At 61.5% G+C, this 22,074-nt stretch carries 19 protein-coding genes and 1 pseudogene; 7 read left to right on the top strand and 13 right to left on the bottom strand.

Annotation, left to right across the window (positions count from 1 at the left end):
* Positions 1-3 precede the first annotated feature (3 nt).
* Together B5E41_RS09000 and ureG are read left to right on the top strand one after the other, a co-directional pair.
* Positions 4-675, top strand: a complete 672-nt coding sequence (locus B5E41_RS09000) for an urease accessory protein UreF (RefSeq protein WP_088392878.1) — start codon at positions 4-6, stop codon at positions 673-675.
* An 87-nt stretch (positions 676-762) separates the two neighbouring features.
* Positions 763-1,374: an urease accessory protein UreG gene (gene ureG / locus B5E41_RS09005; RefSeq protein ID WP_008534592.1), complete on the top strand. Its 612-nt coding sequence runs from the start codon at positions 763-765 to the stop codon at positions 1,372-1,374.
* Between the two features lie 106 nt (positions 1,375-1,480).
* Here the strand turns inward: ureG and B5E41_RS09010 are convergent, their stop codons facing one another.
* The 6 genes from B5E41_RS09010 to B5E41_RS09040 form a co-directional block, all read right to left on the bottom strand.
* Positions 1,481-4,810 (bottom strand): efflux RND transporter permease subunit, encoded by a 3,330-nt coding sequence (locus tag B5E41_RS09010; protein ID WP_088392880.1) that lies wholly within the window; start codon positions 4,808-4,810, stop codon positions 1,481-1,483.
* A gap of 12 nt (positions 4,811-4,822) precedes the next feature.
* Positions 4,823-6,013 carry an efflux RND transporter periplasmic adaptor subunit gene (locus B5E41_RS09015; RefSeq protein ID WP_088392882.1) on the bottom strand — a complete coding sequence of 397 codons (1,191 nt, stop codon included), beginning with the start codon at positions 6,011-6,013 and terminating at the stop codon, positions 4,823-4,825.
* A gap of 392 nt (positions 6,014-6,405) precedes the next feature.
* Positions 6,406-7,377 carry an ABC transporter substrate-binding protein gene (locus B5E41_RS09020; protein ID WP_088392884.1) on the bottom strand — a complete coding sequence of 324 codons (972 nt, stop codon included), beginning with the start codon at positions 7,375-7,377 and terminating at the stop codon, positions 6,406-6,408.
* Positions 7,378-7,436: 59 nt separating this feature from the next.
* Positions 7,437-8,564 (bottom strand): ABC transporter permease, encoded by a 1,128-nt coding sequence (locus tag B5E41_RS09025; RefSeq protein ID WP_088392886.1) that lies wholly within the window; start codon positions 8,562-8,564, stop codon positions 7,437-7,439.
* Positions 8,561-9,490 carry an ABC transporter permease gene (locus B5E41_RS09030; protein ID WP_088392888.1) on the bottom strand — a complete coding sequence of 310 codons (930 nt, stop codon included), beginning with the start codon at positions 9,488-9,490 and terminating at the stop codon, positions 8,561-8,563. The genes B5E41_RS09025 and B5E41_RS09030 overlap by 4 nt, the downstream gene beginning before the upstream one ends.
* Positions 9,491-9,724: 234 nt before the next feature.
* Positions 9,725-10,510: an ABC transporter ATP-binding protein gene (locus B5E41_RS09040; protein ID WP_088392892.1), complete on the bottom strand. Its 786-nt coding sequence runs from the start codon at positions 10,508-10,510 to the stop codon at positions 9,725-9,727.
* A gap of 94 nt (positions 10,511-10,604) precedes the next feature.
* Here B5E41_RS09040 and B5E41_RS09045 point away from each other — a divergent pair, with 94 nt between their 5' ends.
* Positions 10,605-11,018, top strand: coding sequence for a cupin domain-containing protein (locus tag B5E41_RS09045; protein ID WP_088392894.1), 414 nt, complete (start codon positions 10,605-10,607; stop codon positions 11,016-11,018).
* Positions 11,019-11,076: 58 nt separating this feature from the next.
* Here the strand turns inward: B5E41_RS09045 and hydA are convergent, their stop codons facing one another.
* From hydA to B5E41_RS09060, 3 genes are read right to left on the bottom strand one after another with little or no spacing between them, the layout of a single operon-like run.
* A complete protein-coding gene (gene hydA, locus B5E41_RS09050; RefSeq protein ID WP_088392896.1) occupies positions 11,077-12,531 on the bottom strand; it encodes a dihydropyrimidinase in 1,455 nt (484 codons plus the stop codon).
* 35 nt (positions 12,532-12,566) lie between these two features.
* Positions 12,567-13,175 carry a hypothetical protein gene (locus tag B5E41_RS09055; protein WP_141098753.1) on the bottom strand — a complete coding sequence of 203 codons (609 nt, stop codon included), beginning with the start codon at positions 13,173-13,175 and terminating at the stop codon, positions 12,567-12,569.
* Positions 13,172-14,425 (bottom strand): Zn-dependent hydrolase, encoded by a 1,254-nt coding sequence (locus tag B5E41_RS09060; RefSeq protein ID WP_088392900.1) that lies wholly within the window; start codon positions 14,423-14,425, stop codon positions 13,172-13,174. Before B5E41_RS09060 ends, B5E41_RS09055 begins: the two co-directional genes overlap by 4 nt.
* Positions 14,426-14,724: 299 nt before the next feature.
* Here B5E41_RS09060 and B5E41_RS09065 point away from each other — a divergent pair, with 299 nt between their 5' ends.
* Entirely contained in the window at positions 14,725-15,375 is a 651-nt protein-coding gene (locus B5E41_RS09065; RefSeq protein WP_088392902.1) for a TetR family transcriptional regulator C-terminal domain-containing protein, read from the top strand.
* A 3-nt stretch (positions 15,376-15,378) separates the two neighbouring features.
* On the opposite strand, the pseudogene B5E41_RS09070 reads toward B5E41_RS09065, so the two are convergent.
* A pseudogene (locus tag B5E41_RS09070) lies at positions 15,379-15,738 on the bottom strand (response regulator); the annotation flags it as partial.
* A gap of 96 nt (positions 15,739-15,834) precedes the next feature.
* The gene (locus B5E41_RS09075) at positions 15,835-16,734 is read right to left on the bottom strand and encodes a LysR family transcriptional regulator (RefSeq protein WP_088392904.1); all 900 of its coding nucleotides are present in this window, start codon (positions 16,732-16,734) and stop codon (positions 15,835-15,837) included.
* 102 nt (positions 16,735-16,836) lie between these two features.
* On the opposite strand from B5E41_RS09075, the gene B5E41_RS09080 reads away from it, so the two are divergent.
* Positions 16,837-17,859, top strand: a complete 1,023-nt coding sequence (locus B5E41_RS09080) for a zinc-dependent alcohol dehydrogenase family protein (protein WP_088392906.1) — start codon at positions 16,837-16,839, stop codon at positions 17,857-17,859.
* Between the two features lie 39 nt (positions 17,860-17,898).
* Here the strand turns inward: B5E41_RS09080 and B5E41_RS09085 are convergent, their stop codons facing one another.
* Positions 17,899-18,309, bottom strand: coding sequence for a rhodanese-like domain-containing protein (locus B5E41_RS09085; RefSeq protein WP_088392908.1), 411 nt, complete (start codon positions 18,307-18,309; stop codon positions 17,899-17,901).
* Between the two features lie 71 nt (positions 18,310-18,380).
* On the opposite strand from B5E41_RS09085, the gene ftrA reads away from it, so the two are divergent.
* The gene (ftrA, locus tag B5E41_RS09090) at positions 18,381-19,379 is read left to right on the top strand and encodes a transcriptional regulator FtrA (protein ID WP_088392910.1); all 999 of its coding nucleotides are present in this window, start codon (positions 18,381-18,383) and stop codon (positions 19,377-19,379) included.
* 98 nt (positions 19,380-19,477) lie between these two features.
* On the opposite strand, the gene B5E41_RS09095 is transcribed toward ftrA, so the two are convergent.
* Positions 19,478-21,157 carry a glycoside hydrolase family 13 protein gene (locus tag B5E41_RS09095; protein WP_088392912.1) on the bottom strand — a complete coding sequence of 560 codons (1,680 nt, stop codon included), beginning with the start codon at positions 21,155-21,157 and terminating at the stop codon, positions 19,478-19,480.
* A 428-nt stretch (positions 21,158-21,585) separates the two neighbouring features.
* Between B5E41_RS09095 and B5E41_RS09100 the strand changes: the two genes are divergently transcribed.
* A complete protein-coding gene (locus B5E41_RS09100; protein ID WP_088392914.1) occupies positions 21,586-22,020 on the top strand; it encodes a DUF6766 family protein in 435 nt (144 codons plus the stop codon).
* Positions 22,021-22,074: the final 54 nt, after the last annotated feature.

The following is a 22,074-nucleotide window of genomic DNA, read 5'->3' on the forward strand; positions in this document are numbered from 1 at the left end:
TCAATGAGCGAAGATCGTGAATTGCAGGCACTGCTGCGCCTCACCGCATGGCTTTCACCGGCCTTTCCGATCGGCAGTTTTGCTTATTCGGGTGGGCTGGAGCGGGCGGTGGCCGATGGGCTCGTCACCGACGCGGGCTCGCTTGCGGACTGGATCGGCACGCTGATCGGCCGTGGCTCGGTCTGGAACGATGCGGTGCTTCTGACTGAGAGCCATAGGCGCCATGTGGAGGCTCCAGGCCTTGCCGAAGTCGCTGCGCTTGCCGAAGCGCTTGCCGGATCGCGTGAGCGCCGTCAGGAAACGATGCTGCTCGGCGAGGCCTTCCTCTTGGCGGCGCGAGCCTGGCCGGATGAGGTTTTCGAAAGGCTGCCTGGCAAGACCGCCTACCCCATCGCGGTCGGAGCGGTTGCGGGCGCCCATGGCATAAGACCGGAGAAGGTGCTCGCGGTCTTTCTGCATGCCTATGCCTCGCAGGCGGTTTCGGCAGGCATCCGACTTGGCGTCGCGGGGCAGAGGGATGGGATTGCCATACTTGCCGGGCTTGAAGAGCAGATTGCCGGGATCGCGCGGCGGGCGGCAGCCTCAACCCTCAACGATCTCGGTTCGGCGACGGTGCAGGCCGATATCGCCAGCTTGCGCCACGAAACCCAGTCGACCAGGCTTTTCCGCTCCTAACCTACCAAATTACCCGCAACTGCGTCATTTGACGGTGGCGCGTGCCGGCGGCCTCGCTATCATCGGAATCCTATTGGAGTACGACATATGAAATCACGAAACGGACCTCTGCGCGTCGGCATCGGCGGGCCGGTCGGCTCGGGCAAGACGGCGCTGACGGAAAAGCTCTGCAAGGCGATGCGCGACGACTATTCCGTCGCTGTCGTCACCAACGACATCTACACGACCGAGGATGCCGAGGCGTTGGTGCGCATGCAGGCACTGCCTTCGGACCGCATCGTCGGCGTCGAGACGGGCGGCTGCCCCCATACCGCCATTCGCGAGGATGCGACGATCAATCTTCAGGCCATCGCCGGCCTCAATGAGCGGATTCCCGATCTCGACGTCGTCTTCATCGAATCCGGCGGGGACAATCTGGCGGCAACCTTTTCGCCGGATCTCGCCGATATCACCATCTATGTCATCTCCGTCTGCCAGGGCGAGGAAATCCCGCGCAAGGGCGGTCCGGGCATCACCCGCTCGGACCTGCTCGTCATCAACAAGAAGGACCTGGCGCCTCATGTCGGCGCCGATCTCGAGGTGATGGACCGGGATGCGACGCGCATGCGCGCCTCACGCCCCTTCGTCTTCTCCGACATGAAGCGCGGCGACGGCGTCAGCTCGATCGTCAGTTTCCTCAGAGAACAGGGCGGGCTCTGACTGGTCGAATCTGCCGCGGCAGATCGATCACACTGACGGCGGCAAGAACGACAAAACGAACGGGACGGGAGTAATCTCCCGGCCCGTTTCATTGTCTGGATTTGGCTTATTCCGCTGCGAAGGGCGGCAGCCGCAGAACGTTGGTGTCGTTGCCTTTGGCGTTTTTGCGCTTGCCTTCCGGCTTTTCGATCGCGGTCAGGCGCTCGTCCAGCGCATCGATGTCGCTGCGGTTCTCGCGGGTAACGCGAGTGAGATCCTCGCGCGACAGCGGCAGGTCCTCCTCGTCCTTCCTGCCGACCAGACGGCCGAACATCCAGCCGAGCAGGCGGGACAGGTCGTCCATGATCAGGAAGAAGGACGGCACGACGACGAGCGACAGCACCGTCGAGACGATGATGCCGCCGATCACGGCGATTGCCATCGGCGCGCGGAACGAGCCACCTTCGCCGACACCGAGCGCCGACGGCAGCATGCCCGCCGACATGGCGATCGAAGTCATGATGATCGGCCGGGCACGCTTGCGGCCGGCTTCGACCATGGCCTCGACACGGGCCATGCCCCGATGGCGCATCTCGATCGCAAAATCGACGAGCAGGATGGCGTTCTTGGTGACGATCCCCATCAGCATCAGAATGCCGATCATGACCGGCATGGACAGCGGATTGCTGGTGATGATCAGAGCCGCCGCGACGCCACCGATGGCAAGCGGCAGCGAGAACAGGATGGTGAAGGGCTGGATCACGTCCTTGAAGAGCAGGATCAGCACCGTCAACACCAGCAGGAGACCCATCAACATGGCGTTGACGAAGCTCTGCTGCATCTCGGTCTGCACCTTGGTATCGCCGCTTTCGGCAAGGTGCACGGAAGCCGGAATGTTGGCCGCCTTGACGATCTCGCGGAAGCGCGCCGAGGCCGTGTCGAGCGCCACCCCCTGAGGCAGGTCGGAGCCGATCGAGACGACACGGTTGCGGTTGTTGCGCTTGATCGAGCTTACGCCTTCCGAATAATCGATATTGGCGACGCTTGCGAGCGGAACGGTGCCGCCGCTGGCCGTCTGGATCTTCAATGCCCGGATGGCCGCGAGGTCGCGGCGCATGTCGAGCGCGGCCTGCACCCGGATCGGAATCTGGCGGTCGTCGAGCGAGATCTTGGCAAGGGCCGCATCGACATCGCCGATGGTGGCGACGCGGATGGTCTCGGAAATCTGCTGCGGCGTGATGCCGAGGCGGGCGGCCTCGTCCTTGCGCGGGTAGACCTGCAGTTCCGGACGGGGCAGGGCGCCGTCGGCGCTGACATTGGCGAGCAGCGGATCGGCGCGGAGCTTCGATTCCAGAATGCCGACGGCGTCGTTCAGGTCCTTCTCGTTCTTGGAAAGGAAGTTGAAGGAGAGGTCGCGTTCGCCGCGGTCGTTGAGCTTGAGGATATGGACGTCGGGAATATCGCGCAGCTTGGCGAAGACCTCCTTTTCAATGTTCCATTGCGGACGTTCACGGCCGTGAACTTCGACCTTCGGCAGCATCGGGCCGATGACGGGGATGTGGCCGAGCACGTCGTTGACCACCTTCTTGACCAACGACTGGTCGAGCTTGTCGAGCGCGAGCGTGATCGTCGCGCGGCGCAGTTCGAGTTCGCCCTTCGGCGATGCGCCGCCGAGGACGAAGATGCTTTCGACGCCGTTGATGTCCTTGACCCTGTCATAGATCGCATCAGTCGTCTTCTCGGTGTCGTCAAGCCGCGCATTCGGCGGCAGTTCGACGGAGAGAACGATACGAGAGGCGTCTTCCGGCGGCAGGAAGCTGCCGGGCACGAACATGAATAGCGATATGACCGAACCAACCGTGAAGAGGAGGGCCACGATCAACGTCGTATAACGCCAATACCACTTGCGAGTCGTGCCGGTGACAAGGCGCGTATAGCCCTTCATCAGCAAGCCGTCATTGTCATGATGGTCGTCAACGCCGTCTTCGGCGCGCATGAGATAGGCGGCCATCATCGGGGTAATGAGGCGCGCCACCATCAGCGAGAAGAAGACGGAGAAGGCGACGGTCAGGCCGAACTGGATGAAGTACTGGCCCGGAATGCCCGGCATGAAGGAAACCGGCACGAAAACCGCGATGATGGTGAAGGTGGTGGCGATGACGGCGAGGCCGATTTCGTCAGCCGCCTCGATCGCCGCCCGATAGGGCGTCTTGCCCATCTTGATATGGCGGGCGATGTTCTCGATTTCCACGATCGCGTCGTCGACCAGGATACCTGTCGCGAGCGTCAGGGCGAGGAAGCTGACGAGGTTCAGCGAGAAGCCCATCATGTCCATGACCCAGAAGGTCGGGATCGCCGAGAGCGGCAGGGCGATGGCCGAGATCAGCGTTGCCCGCCAGTTTCGGAGGAACAACAAAACGACGATGACGGCAAGCAGGGCGCCTTCCAGCAGCGTGTGGATGGCGGCTTCGTAGTTGCCGTAGGTGAAATAGACCGAATCGTCGATCATTTCGATCTTCACGTTCGGATTTTCGCTTCGCACCTTATCGAGGCTCTGCGCGACCGTCTCGGCGACGCTGACCTCGCTGGCGCCCTTCGAGCGGAAGACGCCGAAGGTTACCACCGGCGTGTCGTTGAAGCGCGAAAAGGATTTCGGCTCCTCATAGGTGTCCTTGATGACGCCGAGATCGGACAGCTTGACGAAGCGTCCGCTCGGCAACGCAATCGTCGTGTCTGCGAGTTCGGCGACGTTGCGGGCGTCGCCAAGAACGCGGATTGCCTGTTCGCTGCCCGCCACCTGGCCGCGACCGGAACCGAGATCGATATTGGTGCCGCGCAACTGATCGTTCACGCTTGCGGCGGTGATGCCGTACGCATCGAGTTTGCCTGGCGTAAGTTCGATGCGCACTTCGCGCTCCGCGCCGCCGTAACGATCGACGCGGCCGATGCCGGCCTGGCCCTGCAGGGCGCGCTTGATCGTGTCGTCGACGAACCAGGACAGTTCTTCGAGCGACATGTCGGGTGATGACACGGCGAAGGTCTGGATCGCCTGGCCCTCGACATCGACCTTGGTAACGATCGGTGCTTCGGCCGTTGCCGGCAGATCGCTGCGAATGCGGTCGATCGCGTCCTTGACGTCCTGCACGGCCTGTTCCGTCGGCACCTCCATCCGGAACATGACGTTGGTCTGCGAGCTGCCGTCGGTCACCGTCGACTGGATTTCGTCGATGCCGGTGATGGAGGCGATCGCGTCTTCGATCTCCTTCGTCACCTGCATTTCGAGCTCGGCCGGCGAAGCGCCGCTTTGCGTAACGCTGATCGAGACGAGCGGTACGTCGATGTTCGGGAAGCGCGTGATCGGCAGCGTGTTGAAGGACTGGATGCCGATGAAGATCAGCAGGCAGAAGGCCAGCAGCGGTGCGATGGGATTTCGAATGGACCAGGCTGAAAAATTCATCGGATGGTCTCTTTAGTTGGAAGCCGAGGGCTGTTCGCGCACCGGCGTGATGTGGTCGCCGTCGCGGACATAAGCGCCCGCCTTGGCGACGACCTCGTCGCCGCTCTTCAATCCATTGACGATCTCGATATAAGCGCCGTCCTGGATGCCGGTCTCGATTTTGGCGAATTTCACCACGCCGTCTTCGACCTTCCGGGCGGAGGAGCCTTCGTTGCCGGTCAGCACCGCCGTCAGGGGAAGCGATACGCCCTCGGTTTCGCGGACGATGATCTCGGCGCTGCCATACATGCCGGAACGCGCCTTGCTGTCGTCGTCGATGGAGATATGGACGAGACCGAGGCGGGTCACCGAATCGACGGTGGGTGAAACCAGGCGCACGGCGCCGGAAAGCTTTTCGCGGCTGCCGGATAGCGATATCGTCGCCTTCTGACCGGCCATGATCCTGACGATGTCGCTTTCGGCGACTTCGGCGACAAGCTCGATATCGCCGTCGCGGATGATGGTGAACAGCGGATCGCCATTGCCGGCGGCAATCGCGCCGACCTTGGCATTCTTTGCAGAAACCACGCCTGCAACCGGCGTCTTCACGTCGGTGCGGGCGAGCTTCAGATCGGCGTCGGCGATCTGGCTGTCGAAGACCTTCAGATCGGCTTCGGCGACCTCGATCGCCTGTTCGGCGGAGACGACGCGGGCATTGGCGGCAGCGGCGGTCGCATCAGCCTGTTCGACCTGGGCGGTGGAAACCGTGCCCTTCTTGACCATTTCCTGGGCGCGGGCCTGTTGCTGTCTTGCCTGCTCGGCATTGGCCTGCGCCTCGATGAGCTGGGCGCGTAGCTGGGCGAGGCTAGCCTCGCCCTTGGCCTTCGTCGCCATCATCTGGCTTTTCTCCAGGACCAGCGCGTCATCGTTGAGGGTCGCCAGCGTGCTTTCCGCCTGAACCTTGTCGCCGATATCGGCTTTCAGCGTGCGGATCGAAAGGCCTTCGACCTGCGGCTGGATATAGACTTCCTCGACGGGCTTGACCGTTCCGGTGCCGATGACACGGTCGACGAGAGTACGGTTCACAGCTGTGGTGACGACGATCGCTGGCAGGTTCTGCTGCGGCTTTGCGACCGGCGCCTCCTGCGAAAACGCGGTGGATGCAGCCAGCGCCGCTGCAAAAAGGGTGGATGCGCCTAAAATTCCAGTCGGCTTGCGTGCCATGCGTTTTCGTCCAATCTCGTCATAAGCTTAGCCGAATTCGCGCGTCTGCCATTGAGCTCGCGACCAGGCCACTGCCTTTCCTGCATTCTCAGGGGTATCCACACATCATTTGCCGTCTTCATCCCTCGCCGGCAAATCGGCTTCTAGTTGGTATCGATTTGCTCGATATGCAAGCCCGGCAGAAAACAATTCCCCATGAGCCGATAATAATTACCATCAGAACCTGAATCAATCGTCGTAGGGTTATGCGAACATGACGATGATTGATCCTGCTTCTCTCCTAATGACGTTTGACGCCAGATAAATGCGACAGGTGCAAGGCATTTTTTATCAGTGGGGAAAACGAAACGCGCGGGAAATGTCCCCCGCGCGTTCCTAAAATGCTGCTGTCCTTACTTGGATGCGGCGTCGGTGATCTCGTGCGTCCAGGCGCCCGATGGCTCCTTGCTGATGATCTTCTGATCGAGCAGTGCCTTTGCCGTGCGGGCATAGAGCGCCTCGTCCAGCTTGCCGGAGCCGTCGCCGACCAGCTTGGCGACTTCGCCCATCATGCGCTTCTGGTGGTTCTCGTCCTGGCCGCCATTGTCCATGACGATCTCGGCGGCTTCATCGGGGTTCTCGGTCGCGTATTTCCAGCCCTTCATCGAGGCGCGGACGAATTTGACCATCTTCTCCTTGAAGGTCGGGTCCTTCAGCTTGTCTTCCATCGCGTAGAGACCGTCTTCGAGAAGGTCGTTGCCCATCTGCGTATAGTTGAAGACAGTCAGTTCCTCCGGTTTGAAGCCGGCATCGATCGCCTGCCAATATTCATTATAGGTCATGACGGAGATGCAGTCGGCCTGCTTTTGGACGAGCGGCTGCACGTCGAAGCTCTGCTTCAGCACGGTGACGCCGTTCGGGCCGCCTTCGGTGGAGAGGCCGAGCTTGTTCATCCAGGCGAAGAACGGATATTCGTTGCCGAAGAACCAGACGCCGAGCGTATGGCCCTTGAAGTCGGCCTCGGTCTTGATAGGGCCGTCCTTGCGGCAGATCATTTCCAGGCCGGATTTCTGGTAGGGCTGGGCGATGTTGACGAGCGGAACGCCCTTTTCGCGGGCAACCAAAGCGCCACCCATCCAGTCGACGATGACATCGGCGCCGCCGCCGGCAATCACCTGCTCAGGGGCGATATCAGGGCCGCCCGGCTTGATCTCGACGTCGAGGCCTTCCTCCTTGTAGAAGCCCTTGTCCTTGGCGACATAATAACCGCCGAACTGGCCCTGCGTGACCCATTTCAGCTGCAGAACCACCTTGTCGGCGGCCATCGCATGGGCCGCCGCCAGCGACATGGCGCTCGCCATCATTGCAACCATCAACTTTTTCATTTTCTTGTCCTTACCCTCTGAAGTTATGCCCGGACCCCATTTGCGAAGCCCGCGCGCGCCTAGCCACCACGGATAGACGGATGCCAGAACGTCACCGCCCGTTCGGTCAGGGCGATGACACCATAAAAGATCGAGCCGGCCAGCGCCGCGACAGCGATTTCCGCCCACACCATGTCGACATTCATGCGGCCGATCTCGGTGGAGATGCGGAAGCCCATGCCGACGATCGGCGTCCCGAAGAATTCCGCAACGATGGCACCAATCAGCGCCAGCGTCGAGTTGATCTTCAGTGCGTTGAAAATGAAGGGCATGGCTGCCGGCAGCTTGAGCTTGAACAGCGTCTGCCAGTCGCTCGAGGCGTAAGTGCGCATCAGGTCACGTTCCATGCTGCCGGAGGCGGCAAGGCCGGCGACGGTGTTCACCAGCATCGGGAAGAAGGTCATGATGATGACGACGGCGGCCTTCGACGGCCAGTCGAAACCGAACCACATGACCATGACGGGCGCGATGCCGATGATCGGCAGGGCTGATACCATGTTGCCGATCGGCAGGAGACCGCGGCGCAGGAAGGCGATGCGGTCGGCGAGCACGGCGACGATGAAGCCGCTGAGGCAGCCGATGACATAACCGATCAGCACCGCCTTGAAGATCGTCTGCCTGACATCCGCACCGAGAATCGGCAAGGAGGCCATGATGCGCGCGCCGATGGCGCTCGGCGGCGGCAGAATGATGAAGGAGATGCCGGCACCGCGCGTAATCGCCTCCCAAAGGATGAGAATCCAGACGCCGAAAATCGACGGAATGAGCAGTTCGAGCACCGATGTGCCGAAGGCGGCGGCAGGCTGCGCTTTCGACAGCTCGGTGACGCATCGCCAGGCAAGCAGCCAGGCAGCGAAGAGCAGCAGGAAGTAGGCTCGGGTCGCGGTGCCCTCGTTGCCGGAAAGGGTCGCAAGCAGCAGCCAGGCGGCGCCATGCGCACCGATGAACAGAACGGTGGCGCGATAGGCCGGCTGCTGCGGTGCAAAGGACAGGAGAGCGGCCGCGGCGATGACGATGAAGATGAGGCTTGCGGTGCCGTCGGTTAAGGGACGGGCCGCGCCCTCGGCCAGAAGCGGCAAGGTTGCCAGGGCTGCGACGCAGAAAAGAAGAGCGGCCGCGCCTTGCCAGGAGAAGCTCAGACGTTTCATGCCGGCCTCCCGCCCATAGCGCGGTCGACGATCTTCGCCGCCAGGCCGACAATCGCGACCAGAACGCCGGCAAGCAGCGAGCCGGCGACCAGCGCCGCCCAGATATCGATCGTCTGGCTGTAATAGGAGCCGGCGAGCAGCTTCGAACCGATGCCTGCAACCGCGCCCGTCGGCAATTCACCGACAATGGCGCCGACGAGGCTTGCTGCGATCGCGACCTTCATCGAGGTGAAGAGAAACGGGATCGAGGCAGGGACGCGCAGTTTCCAGAAGGTCTGCATCGGGCTGGCGTTATAGGTTCGCATCAGATCGAGATAGAGGATTTCGGGCGACCGCAGCCCCTTCACCATGCCGACGGCGACCGGAAAGAAGGAGAGGTAGGTGGAGATCAGCGCCTTGGAGACGAGGCGGGAGGCGTCGGAATCGAGGTTCAGCAGATGCGCCAGCGCATTGTCGCCGGTCAGCACGTTGTAGGAGATGATGACGATCATCGGCGCGATGGCGAGAATCGGTATCGTCTGGCTTGCCACCAGCCAGGGCATCAGCGAGCGGTCCATGGCGCGGTTGTGCACGATCAGCACGGCGAGAAGAATGCCGAGCAGCATGCCGAAACCGAAGCCGAGCAGGGTGGAAGAGAGTGTCACCCAGCTGTGGTAGACGAGACTGCGGCTGCTCGAAAGGCTGCGCAGGACAGTGTTCTCGTAGACATTCTCAGCCACCTGATGCGGCGCCGGCAGGATCGGCTTCGGCTGCGCCAGTGTCTTGCCAATGAATTCCAGCGTGGTCGGCGTGACGCCGGCGCGGCTGTCCATGTCGCGCTGGAACGGCGCGTTCATGAGAATGGCGGCGACATACCAGATGGCGATGAGCGCGAGCAGGATGGTGGTGACGGGGACGATCTTGTTTTTGAAGGTATCGGGTTTCATAGGGTCTGCCCCCATTTTGGGGCGTCGAATGCGTAGCCACCCCCCTCTGCCCTGCCGGGCATCTCCCCCACAAGGGGGGAGATTGGCAAGCGGATAGCGCATCGGTCCCCCGTGGTCCGACGCTGGATCAGGGGGCTTTGATTGTTTGGGGAAGCCGGTTCGGCATATCGATCTCCCCCCTTGTGGGGGAGATGCCCGGCAGGGCAGAGGGGGGTAACCCTCGGACTCAATCGCCTAAACCTCATGGCTATGCCCCGTCCTCAGCCCCTCGCGGACGCGATGGGCGATTTCCAGGAATTCGGGGGTGTCGCGGATGTCGAGCGGGCGCTCGGCCGGCAAGGTGGAGTCGATCACGTCGGTGACGCGGCCGGGGCGCGGCGACATCACCACGATCTTGGTCGAGAGGTAGACAGCCTCGGGGATGGAGTGGGTGACGAAGCAGATCGTCTTGTTGGTGCGGGCCCAGAGTTTCAGCAGTTCTTCGTTCAGATGGTCCCGGACGATCTCGTCGAGCGCGCCGAAGGGTTCGTCCATCAATAGCAGGTCGGCGTCGAAGGCGAGCGCGCGGGCGATCGAGGCGCGTTGCTGCATGCCGCCAGAAAGCTGCCAGGGGAATTTCTTTTCGAAGCCGGAAAGACCGACGAGGTCAAGCGCCTCGGCGATGCGCCTCGTCCGATCAGCGCCGCCATAACCCATGATTTCTAAGGGCAGAGCGATATTGTTTTCGATGGTGCGCCAGGGATAGAGCGCCGGCGCCTGAAAGACGTAGCCGTAGGCGCGGGCCTTGCGGGCTTCTTCCGGCGTCATGCCATTGATCGAGATATCGCCTGATGTGCTCTTTTCGAGATCGGCGATGACGCGGAGGAAAGTGGTCTTGCCGCAGCCGGACGGGCCGATGAAAGAGACGAAATCGCCCTTGCGGACATCGAGATTGACATTGCTCAGCGCCCGCACCGGGCCGTCATTCGCCTGGTAGGTGAGACAGAGGTCCTTGGCGGATACGACGGAGGGTGCTTGCATCAATGCGACCGATCTTGTTTTCCCCGCCGCAGGGCGGTTTGCATGTTACCATCGCTGCCGGCTTTGCCGGCGGCACAATTCTTGGAGGAAGAAAATGGACGCGACATCAAAACCCACCTGCCACATCGTTCGTCCCAAGCACGCCTATGACGGCAAACAGGGGCTCAGCTATTTCGAAGGGATCGCGGCCGAGACGGTCGGCGCCAAGGGGATCTGCATGCATCTCTTGACGATCCCGCCCGGCGTGCGTGCGAAGGCGCACCTTCACGAGGCGCACGAGACGGCGATTTACGTGCTCTCCGGCGAGGCTCATACCTGGTATGGCGACCGGCTGGAGCATCACGTCATCACCCATGCCGGCGAGCTCTTCTACATCCCGGCCGGCGTGCCGCATATGCCCGCGAATCTCAGCAGCACGCCCTGCACGGCGGTCATTGCGCGCACCGATCCGCACGAGCAGGAAAGCGTCGTGCTTCTGCCGGAGCTGGACGCGTTGGTGCCGGCGTGAGGTCATCCGCATGGAGACGCCGTTCTCCGGTTGATGGCCGTATCGTTATGCGCCATCGTCATACGCCGGTTGCCGGGATGCCCGTGCGTTCCACCTTGCGCGGAGAGGTGATCTCCTTCCAGGTGGACAGCGCCTTGCTGACCGCTGTGACCGGTTCGCGCCTGACGAACTCGCCGTGGCCCTCGCGGGTCTTGACCGTGCTTTCCTCGATCGCCACCACGCCGCGCGTCAGCGTGAAGCGCGGCAGGCCAGTCACTTCCTTGCCTTCGAAGACGTTGTAGTCGATCGCCGACTGCTGAGCCTTGGACGAGATGACCTTCGAACGGTTCGGGTCCCAGACGACGATATCGGCATCGGCGCCGACGAGGATCGCGCCCTTCTTCGGATAGATGTTGAGGATCTTGGCGATGTTGGTCGAGGTAACGGCGACGAATTCGTTCATCGTCAGCCGGCCGGTGTTGACGCCATGCGTCCAGAGCATCGGCATGCGGTCTTCGAGACCACCGGTGCCGTTCGGGATCTTGGTGAAGTCACCGACGCCGAAGCGTTTTTGCGCCGTAGTGAAGGCGCAGTGATCGGTGGCGACCACCTGCAGCGAACCGGAGGCAAGTCCGGCCCAGAGGCTGTCCTGATGCTGCTTGCTACGGAAGGGCGGCGACATGACGCGGCGGGCGGCATGGTCCCAGTCGGGATTGGAATATTCGCTCTCGTCGAGCGTCAGGTGCTGGATCAGCGGTTCGCCGTAGACGCGCATGCCCTTGGCGCGGGCGCGGCGGATCGCCTCGTGCGCCTGTTCGCAGGAGGTATGGACGATATAAACCGGGCAGCCGGCCATGTCGGCGATCATGATGGCGCGGTTGGTGGCTTCGCCCTCGACCTCGGCGGGGCGGGAATAGGCATGCGCTTCGGGGCCGTTATTGCCCTCGGCGAGCAGCTTTGCCGACATCGAGGCGACGACGTCGCCGTTTTCGGCATGCACCAGCGGCAGAGCGCCGAGTTCGGCGCAGCGCTGGAACGAAGCGAACATCTCGTCATCGTCGACCATCAGCGCGCCCTTGTAAGCCATGAAGTGCTTGAAGGTGTTGATGCCCTTGTCGCGGACGATGGTCTCCATCTCCTTAAAGACCTGCTCGCTCCACCAGGTGACCGCCATGTGGAAGGAATAGTCGCAATTGGCACGAGTCGACTTGTTGTCCCACATGGTCAGCGCTTCGAGCAGCGACTGGCCGGGGGCGGGAAGGGCGAAATCGACCACCATGGTCGTGCCGCCGGAAAGCGCCGCGCGCGTGCCGCTCTCGAAATCGTCGGAGGAATAGGTGCCCATGAAGGGCATTTCGAGATGAGTGTGCGGGTCGATGCCGCCGGGCATGACGTAACAGCCGGAGGCGTCGAGCGTCTCGTCGCCGGAAAGGTTCGGACCGATCTCGACGATCTTGCCGCCGTCGATCTTGACGTCCGCCTTGTAGGTGAGGTCGGCGGTGACGATGGTGCCGTTCTTGATGACTGTGGTCATGGCTGCTGTTCCTCTTCCCTGCGATCTTGTTGCTGTTATTGCTCGGCTGCCATCGTGGGCGCGCCACTTCGCAGGAGCGCCGCACCCAGGGCGATAAAGCTGTAGACGGCCTGCTCGCTCAACTCATCGCGCGCGTCATGCTCTTCCTCATAGTACCAGTCGGGTTGGTCAACGACATCAGCGCCGCCGACTGACAATGACCAAAAACCATCGCTTTCGCGAAAGTAGAAATCCTTGCCATCGATCAGCCCGGTCGACTGGATGGGCTGGCTGCCCTTGGGACGTTCGATCAGTATGCCGGGCTCGGAGGGGCCGAGTTCGATTCGAACAACGCCGGACCCAGGTCCATAGAGAGAGTAGGTTTGGTGGGGCGCATCTGAGTCGCGGTCATCTGAATTGGCCAGTTGAACACCAGAAGGTTTATATCGCCAAAAGCTCGATATTTGCGAAAGCCTGATCCGCTCGCCTGCTGCATTGATGCCAATATAGAAGATCTGCACGCTAGGGACGTCACCCCATGGTCCTTCGCTCACCGGAGTCACATTGGCGGTGGCCCATGCGAAGTCGTCGGCAGTCCGCTGGTTATAGAACTTAAAAGCATCAGCATAATCGAGATAGGTCGTTGGCAAATCGGACGCCATCACGCCACGATCTCCGCCGTCTCGACCACCGCATGGAACAGCACATCGGCACCCGCCGTCGCCCATTCCTTGGAAATCTCTTCCGCCTCGTTGTGGCTGAGCCCGCCGACACAGGGACACATGACCATGGTGGCAGGCGCGACCTTGGCGGCCCAGCAGGCGTCGTGGCCGGCGCCGGAGATGAGGTTCATGTGGGTGTAGCCGAGCCGTTCGGCGGCGGAGCGGACGGCGGTGACGAGTTTTTCGTCGAAGGTGACCGGTGCGAAATGGCCGATCGCCTCGATGGAACAGCCGACGCCCAGCGCATCGCAGATGCCAGGGGCTTCGGCCTCGATCTTCGCCCGCATGCGGTCGAGCTTGACCTTATCGGGCGAGCGGATGTCGACGGTGAAGACGACCTTGCCCGGCAGCACGTTGCGGGAATTCGGCGAGAAGAACACCTGGCCGACGCCGCCGACGGCGCCCGGCTGTTCGCCCATCGCGACGGTCTGCACCATTTCCAGGATGCGTGACATGGCAAGGCCGGCATTGACGCGCATGTTCATCGGCGTCGAGCCGGTATGGGCTTCCTTGCCGGTCAGCGTGAATTCCAGCCACCACAGGCCCTGACAGTGGGTGACGACGCCGATCTGCTTGTCTTCGGCTTCGAGGATCGGACCCTGCTCGATATGATATTCGAAATAGGCGTGCATCTTGCGGGCGCCGACCTCTTCGTCGCCGACCCAGCCGATGCGCTTCAGTTCGTCGCCGAAGAGATTACCCTCGGGATCCCTGCGGTTATAGGCGAATTCAAGGCTGTGCACGCCGGCGAAGACGCCTGAAGCGAGCATGGCCGGTGCAAAACGCGCGCCTTCCTCGTTCGTCCAGTTGGTGACGACGATCGGATGCTTGGTCTTGATGCCGAGGTCGTTCATGGTGCGCACGACTTCAAGCGCCGAGAGCACGCCAAGCACGCCGTCATATTTGCCGCCGGTCGGCTGGGTGTCGAGATGCGAGCCGACATAGACCGGCAGGGCATCGGGATCGGTGCCGGGGCGGGTGGCGAACATCGTGCCCATTTGGTCGACGCCCATCGTCAGGCCGGCTTCGTCGCACCATGTCTTGAAGAGGCTGCGGCCTTCGGCGTCCGAATCCGTCAGCGTCTGGCGATTGTTGCCGCCGGCAACGCCGGGGCCGATTTTCGCCATGTCCATGAGACTGTCCCAGAGACGGTCGCCATTGACGCGCATGTTCTCGCCTGGTGCTGCCACCATTCTACAAGCCCTCACCTGTTTGCGGCAGTCATGCAAGGGGCATGCCCACCTGTTCCCATGGTCCTTTCCCGCGCCTGTTGTTGGTTTTGTCGAGCGCCGGAAAATCGCCAGTTGCCTTTGTTTTTCATCTGGCGGATATTTGACCGATTGGTAAACATTACAACTTCCACCGCGGGGCTCAAGACGAAAATCACGAAATTTGCCGATAAAAATGCGGGCAGTTGCTCAAGAAAGCGGCAGGGGCCGCCTCTGCCGAAACGTGAGGGAAGAAGTTGAATATCAAGGGGAAACAATAGCCGATGGCTATTCCGAGAGCAGCGAAGACCCTGAGGCGAACGCGAATCCAGGAGGAGAAGGAAGAGCAGATTCTGGAGGCGGCGCTCGACGTGTTTTCGGCACGCGGCTTTCGCGGTTCGACCATCGACCAGATCGCCGAAGTCGCGGGCATGTCGAAACCCAATCTGCTTTATTATTTCCGCACCAAGGAAGCGATGCACCGGGCGCTGATTGACCGGGTCCTCTATACCTGGCTGGAGCCGCTGCGGGCCTTCGACGCCGAGGGCAATCCGGAAGAAGAAATCCGCAGCTACATCAGGCGCAAGCTGGAGATGGCGCGCGACTTTCCGCGCGAGAGCCGGCTGTTCGCCAATGAGGTGCTGCAGGGCGCACCGCATATCGAGGACGAATTGAAGGGGCCGCTGAAGCAACTGGTCGACGAGAAGGCGGAGGTCATCCGCGCCTGGACGAAATCAGGCAAGATCGTCGAATGCGATCCCTACCACCTGATCTTCTCGATCTGGTCGACGACGCAGCATTATGCCGACTTCGACGTCCAGGTGCGCGCTGTGCTGGGGCAGGAGCACGCCGGCGACGAGCGGTTCGAAGACGCGGCGCGGTTTCTGGAACAGCTCTTCATCGGCGGTCTGCGGCCGGATTCCCCTCGGCCCTGAGGCCTACCCCTTCTTGAGCAACGGCACCTGGGCAAGAAGATCCGTTATGCCTTCGGCTGTATAGGGCTTCTGTAAGACCGGCGCATCCGAATGGCTGTTCGCCTGCGCTATGCCTTGGCCATAACCTGTCGCAAAGACGAAGGGCATGCCTTCGGCAGCCAGCCGGTTGGCGATCCCCAAGCTGGTCTCGTCGCCGAGATTGACATCGAAAAGCGCGAAGTCGAAAGACTGCCCGGTCAGGATTTCCATGGCATCGGCGACGCTCGGAGCCATTGTCACGTCGGCGCCCATGCGGCGCCGGATGTCTTCCCCGTTCATGGCGATAATCCTTTCCACCAGTAGGATCTTCAGACCCGAAAGCGGTTCTTGATCGGTGGAGACGGGCTTGTGTTCGCCAATGCCGGCCGGCGATCCACTGCTCTGCCCAAGCGCAGGCGCCACCTATGGCGCGAGCGCTCTTCAATCCATCAAGCGAGGCAGATTTGCCGCCAATATATCGATGGCAAGGCGGACCTTCGGCAGCATCACCGGTGATCTCGGCCACACGGCATAGGCTTCAAAGATGTTGGACGGCACATCGGTCAGAACCCGCACGAGTTCACCTGATAGGACCCTGTCGCGCACGAGCCAACAGGTCAGCCAGGCAAGCCCCCGGCCTTCGACTGCGGCGTCCGCTATCGAGGCCAGATCGTCGAGCCGCAGCCGCGATTTCGGCAGGACTTCGCGCGGGGGGCCGACCGCCGACGGAAAAATCCAAGCCCTATCGCTGTTGCCCCTGCGATAGATGATACCCTGATGGTGGGCGAGCTCGTCGAACGTTTGCGGCACGCCATATTTTTCCAGGTAGGTAGGCGAGGCGCAGACCGTCATGGACTGCCGGGCGATCGCCCGCGCCATCAGGTCGGGATTGTCCTTCAGCGGGCCGTTGCGGACGGCAAGATCGAAGCCGTCTTCCAGGAGGTCGACAACGCGGTCGCTGAAGGAGAAATCAAGTTCGAGATCCGGGTGATCATCGAGCAGGCGGGTTAGAATCGGAGCGGCGCAATGACGTCCGAACAGCACCGGCATCGACACCCGCAGCCTGCCGCGGACCGCGCGCCTGCCCGATTCGAGCTGGGCCTCGCCGATCCGGATTTCTTCGATGGCTCTGAGGCAGCGCTCATAGAAGAACCGGCCTTCCTCGGTCAGGCTTTGGGTCCGGGTCGTACGGTTAAAGAGCCGGACGCCGAGCCTCTGTTCGAGTCGGGCGATCGTCTTGCTGACTGCTGAACGCGTAAGATGAAGCCGTTCGGCGGCGGCTGAGAAACCGCCGGCTTCGGCCGTCTGGACAAAGATCGAAATCCCCTTCAGCTGCTCCATATTTGTTTCCATGACGGCACCATTCTGTCAATTTAATATCGCAACAGCGGACAGATTTTCAACGATATATCTGCTGCTCCTCTATCGAGAAGGAGCAGAAAGATGCAGACCACAAGGCAGTGGCAAACCGGCGCCATCGGACCGGAAGCCGATCTTAAGATCGGCGAAGCCAGAATCCCCGACGTGTCGGGCACGATGATCCGTGTGCGGACGCAGGCGGTCTCTCTCAATTTCCGTGACAGGCTGGTGCTCGAGAGCGGCATGGGCCTGCCGCTGCAGTTTCCCTTCGTGCCGGCCTCCGACATGGCGGGTGTGGTCGAAGCCGTCGGGCCCGACGTCACCCGATTCAAACCCGGCGACCGGGTGATCTCCACCTTTTCCCCAGACTGGATCGAGGGTCGGGGACCGGGCACGGCCCACACTCCGCATTACCAGACACGGGGCGGCTTCTATCCGGGCGTGCTGTCCGAACATACCGTGCTTTCCGAAGAGTGGTTCACGCCTGCGCCGGCAACGCTCGATGCCGGCGAAGCGAGCACGCTGCCCTGCGCCGGCCTGACCGCTTGGTTTGCCCTCATTGAATGCGGCAGGCTCAAGGCAGGCGAAAAGGTGTTGGTGCAGGGAACCGGCGGTGTCGCGCTCTTCGGCCTGCAGATCGCTAAGGCGCATGGCGCCGAGGTCTTCATTACCTCAGGCAGCACCGAAAAGCTCGAGCGGGCGTCCGCTCTCGGCGCCGATCATCTGATCAACCGGCACGAAGGCGATTGGGTGGAGCAGTTCTATCAATTGACCGGGAATTACGGCGCCGACCACGTGCTTGAGATCGTCGGCGGACCGCATCTCGGCCAGGCGCTGAAGGCTGTGGCGGTCAACGGTCGGATTTCGGTGATCGGCGTATTCGAGGGTTTTGATGTCTCGGCGCCCGTAGCGCCTTTGCTTCTTAAGGCGCCTGTCGTGCAGGGAATAACGGTCGGCCATCGCCGGGCGCTCGAAGATCTGGTGCGCGCCGTGGACCAGACCGGGCTCAAGCCTGTCGTCGACAGGCGTTATGCCTTCGAGGAACTGCCGCAGGCGCTCGATCATCTCTATCGAGGCCCCTTCGGCAAGATCGTTATCGAGTTTTGAAACATGCGCTCCCCTCGCCTCGGGGAGGGGAGCGTTCTGCTATTCGGCAGCGACGGCGCCGCTTTCGAGGGCGAAACCTTCATCGACCCAGCCGGTCATCCCGCCGATCATCAGCTTCGCCTTTAGGCCGAGCTTGGCGAGGCGGAGAGCAGCCTTATCCGCGCCGTTGCAGTGGGGACCGGCGCAATAAACGATGAACAGCGTCTCCCTCGCCCACTCCGACATGCGGTGCGCGGTCATCTTGCCGTGCGGAAGGTTGATCGCACCCGGCACGTGGGATTGTGCAAACAGGGCCGGTGAGCGCACGTCGAGGAGAACGAAGTCGACCATGGTGCGGGCAAAGGCGGTATGGACATCCGAGCAATCGGTTTCGAAAGCGAGCTTGGCGGCATAGTGGGCGGCGGCGAGATCGGGCTCGGCGGCTGGTATTTCGGCGACAGGGCTTGCCATCGGTCTTTCCTTTCCGTGTTGGAATTGCAGCCTGGTATCGCTGATGGTAGAGCTTCGCGAAATTGGCCATCATGACTGACAGCGTAAAGATCATGCCAAACATATCTCCGAACACGAACGGACCGCTGGTCGCGGTGCTTGCCTATGACGGGCTGTGCACGTTCGAATTCGGGATAGCCTATGAGGTCTTCGGCCTGCCGCGTCCCGAGATGGGTGAGGGGTGGTATCGCTTCTCCGTCTGCGGCATCGAGCCGGGGCCGCTTCGCGCTGCCGGCGGATTGACGGTCGCGGTCGACAAGGGGCTGGAAGTGCTCGATGCGGCGGACCTGATCGTCGTTCCCGGCTGGCGGTCGATCGATGCGACGGTGCCGGAACCGCTTGCCGCCGCTCTCAAGGCAGCGCATCAGCGCGGCGCGCGCATCATGTCGCTCTGTTCCGGCGTTGCGGTTCTCGCAGGCTCCGGACTGCTTGCCAGCCGCAGGGCGACAACGCATTGGCGCTATGTCGCCTCGATCGCGGCGCGTTATCCGGACATCACGCTCGACGCGGATGTACTCTACATCGATGAGGGCAGCCTGCTCACAGCGGCCGGCAGCGCCGCCGGCATCGATCTCTGCCTGCATGTGGTGCGCGGCGATTTCGGCTCGGAGGCGGCAAACAGCGTCGCCCGCCGCCTCATCGTGCCGCCGCACCGCGAAGGCAGGCAGGCGCAGTTCATCGGCGCGCCGGTTCCGGAGGAACGTGAGGGCATACGCCTCAGCCCGCTGATCGACTGGATGCGCGCAAGCCTTGCCGAGGAGCAGCCGATCAGCCTGCTCGCCAAAAGGGCCGGCATGAGCATACGCACTTTCCAGCGCCGCTTTGAAGCGACGACCGGTCTCAGCGTCGGCGAATGGCTGCTGAAGGAGCGGCTGCGCCATGCGCGCGACCTTCTCGAAAGAGAGCTTGCCGTATCGCTCGATGACATCGCGATATCAAGCGGCTTCGGCACGCTGGCGACGATGCGACACCACTTCCGCAAACGGCTGGGGACGAGCCCGCATGCCTATCGGAAGTCATTCGGCGGCTAGCGACTGAGGCTGCCACGGTGTCCAAGTTGTCGACAATTGCGTATCGTCGAAAGCCATCACTTTGTCGCCCGGCGAAGAAACCATCCAAGCCGAAAACTTCACTTACACTCTATGGCAAAGGTCTCGTACGGCTTGAGCTCAACAGTTTCGCCGATCATGTGCACCGGTTCATAATTGCAGATGAGGCATTCTCCGTTGATGGCGAGCTCCGTCGGCAAACTCAGCGAAATGTCCCTGGGTGTGAAGTTGGCGACCACGACGATCCAGCTCCTGTCGAGCGTGCGGGTATAAACGAAGACATCGGGGTGTTGGTCGAGCCAGGATCTGTACTCGCCATAGATGATGACAGGGTGGGATTTCCGCAGAGCGATCAGCTTGCGATAGTGGTTCCAGATCGACTTTTCGTCCTTGATGGCGGCTTCGGCGTTGACCTTAGAATAGTTGGGGTTGACCTCGATCCAGGGCACGCCTGTGGAAAAGCCGCCATGGGGGGCGGCACTCCATTGCATCGGCGTGCGGGCGTTATCTCGGCCGTTCTCGTTTGCCCCGCGGATGAATTCCTCCGGTGAAAGGCCGGCCTCCACATGCAGCCTGTGCATGTTGATGGTTTCGATATCGCGATACTGTTCGATGGAGGTGAAGGGGACGTTCGTCATGCCGATCTCCTCGCCCTGATAGACGAAAGGCGTGCCTTTCAGGAGATGCAACACGGTCGCCAGCATCTTCGCCGACTCGACGTGATAGCCGCTGACATTGCCGTAGCGCGAGACCGCGCGCGGCAAATCGTGATTGCCCCAGAAGAGCGAATTCCACCCATCTTCGGATAGAGCAAGCTGCCACTTGCTGAGCACGGTCTTGAGATTCACGAGGTCGAACGGCTTCGGGCGCCATTTCCCATAAACCGCGTCCCATTGCTGGGTGACGTGCTCGAACTGGAAGATCATCGACAGTTCCCGGCGTTCGCGCCCGGAATAGAGCAGCGCTGCGCCGGGTGTGGCGCTCCAGGCCTCGCCGACCGTCAGAATATCGCGGCTGCCGAAGGTCTTGGCATTCATCTCCTGCAGATAATCGTGCAGATGCGGCCCGTCCTTGACGAGCTCCCGGTCCGCCTGCTTGCCGATGTAGTCGATGACATCCATGCGAAAGCCGGCAATGCCGCGCTCGAGCCACCAGTTCATCATGTCGTAGATTTCCGTCCGGACCTTTTCGTTCTCCCAATTGAGGTCCGGCTGGCGGCGTGAAAACATATGCAGGTAATATTCGCCGGTGCCCGGATCGAGCGTCCAAGCCGGCCCACCGAAGGAGGATTTCAGGCCGTTGGGCGGCCCCCCGTCCGGCGCTGGTTTGCGCCAGATGTAGAAGTCGCGGAACGGGTTATCCAGCTCCTGACGGGACTGGAGAAACCACGGATGCTCGTCCGATGTGTGGTTGACGACGAGGTCGAGCATGATGCCGATCCCCCGATCTTTCGCCTCAGCCACCAACTGGTCGAAATCTGCGAGCGTGCCAAACTCGGGGGCGATGTCCCGATAATCGGATATGTCGTAACCATTATCGTCCATCGGCGACTTGTAGATCGGCGACAGCCAGATGATGTCGATCCCGAGTTTCTTCAGGTAATCGAGCTTTGCCGTGATGCCGGGAAGATCGCCGATGCCATCTCCGTTCGAGTCGCAGAAGCTGCGCGGATAGACCTGGTAGACAGTTGCCGTATGCCACCATTTCGGTTGGAGAGGCGATCGCGCGGGACCTCCCAGCGGTGTCGTGGACTGATCCATCGGGCTTCCTACTTGCTTGGGATATTGGAAGAACACCGGTGATGCCTGCGGGTTCCACCGGGCCGGATCTTCATCCGGCTTCCGGTAACCTCGGCCGACCTGGCGCAACTCAAGGAACCCCCACCCTCCGGGACCGTTAGAAGGTGTGCAACAGAGATTAACGGGAGACCGTCACGGTGCCGAACCGAAGCAGCAGCTGGTATGAGGAGGCGGTGATCTACAGCATCGATGTCGAGAAATTGGCAGCGAATTCATCGAAATCTACGGACGTGAGGTGCTGCCCGCTTTCAGGGCCGGCGCGACGGCTGCTGCACCCGATCTCTCAATCAGGGGGAACTTGAAGGGCAGGCCAGGGATCGACTGATGGGGACTTCAAAAGCGGCTGATCGCGCACTCGCCGCACCAGTTGCCTGTCCAAAGGAGGTATCATGTTCAAGAAATACGCCTACGCCTGGATCACCGTCGGCTTCTTTCTATTTTCGCTCATCGGCCATTGGTTATTTGGTTGGTTTGCTTTTGTCGGCGAGCAGCAGAGCCACGGTCAAGCCCCTGATATCAATGCCTACCTCATGGAGATGGGCAGAGACACCTTTGAAAATTGGCAGTCCGAATTCCTGCAATTGCTCTGGCAGGTCGTCGGTCTTGCCTACTTTCTCTACATCGGATCTCCGTCTTCGAAGGAAAACGATGACCGCGCGGAAGCGAAACTGGACGCTCTGATCCGATTAAATGCCGGAGAGAACGCTGAAGCGATCATCGCCGAAATTGATAAACACTTCATGAGAACCGGTGGACATGCGGGACCATACGCCCACGACCTGGAAACGCGCAGGGGGCCTGAGAGGATCGGCGGCGCTACCTGAACTGGCCTCTGAAGCGGAGCTGCCGATAAGCTCCGCGTCATGGGAGGGTTATGT

It is taken from the genome of Rhizobium esperanzae, from assembly GCF_002204185.1.
Taxonomy (GTDB): Bacteria; Pseudomonadota; Alphaproteobacteria; order Rhizobiales; family Rhizobiaceae; genus Rhizobium; species Rhizobium esperanzae.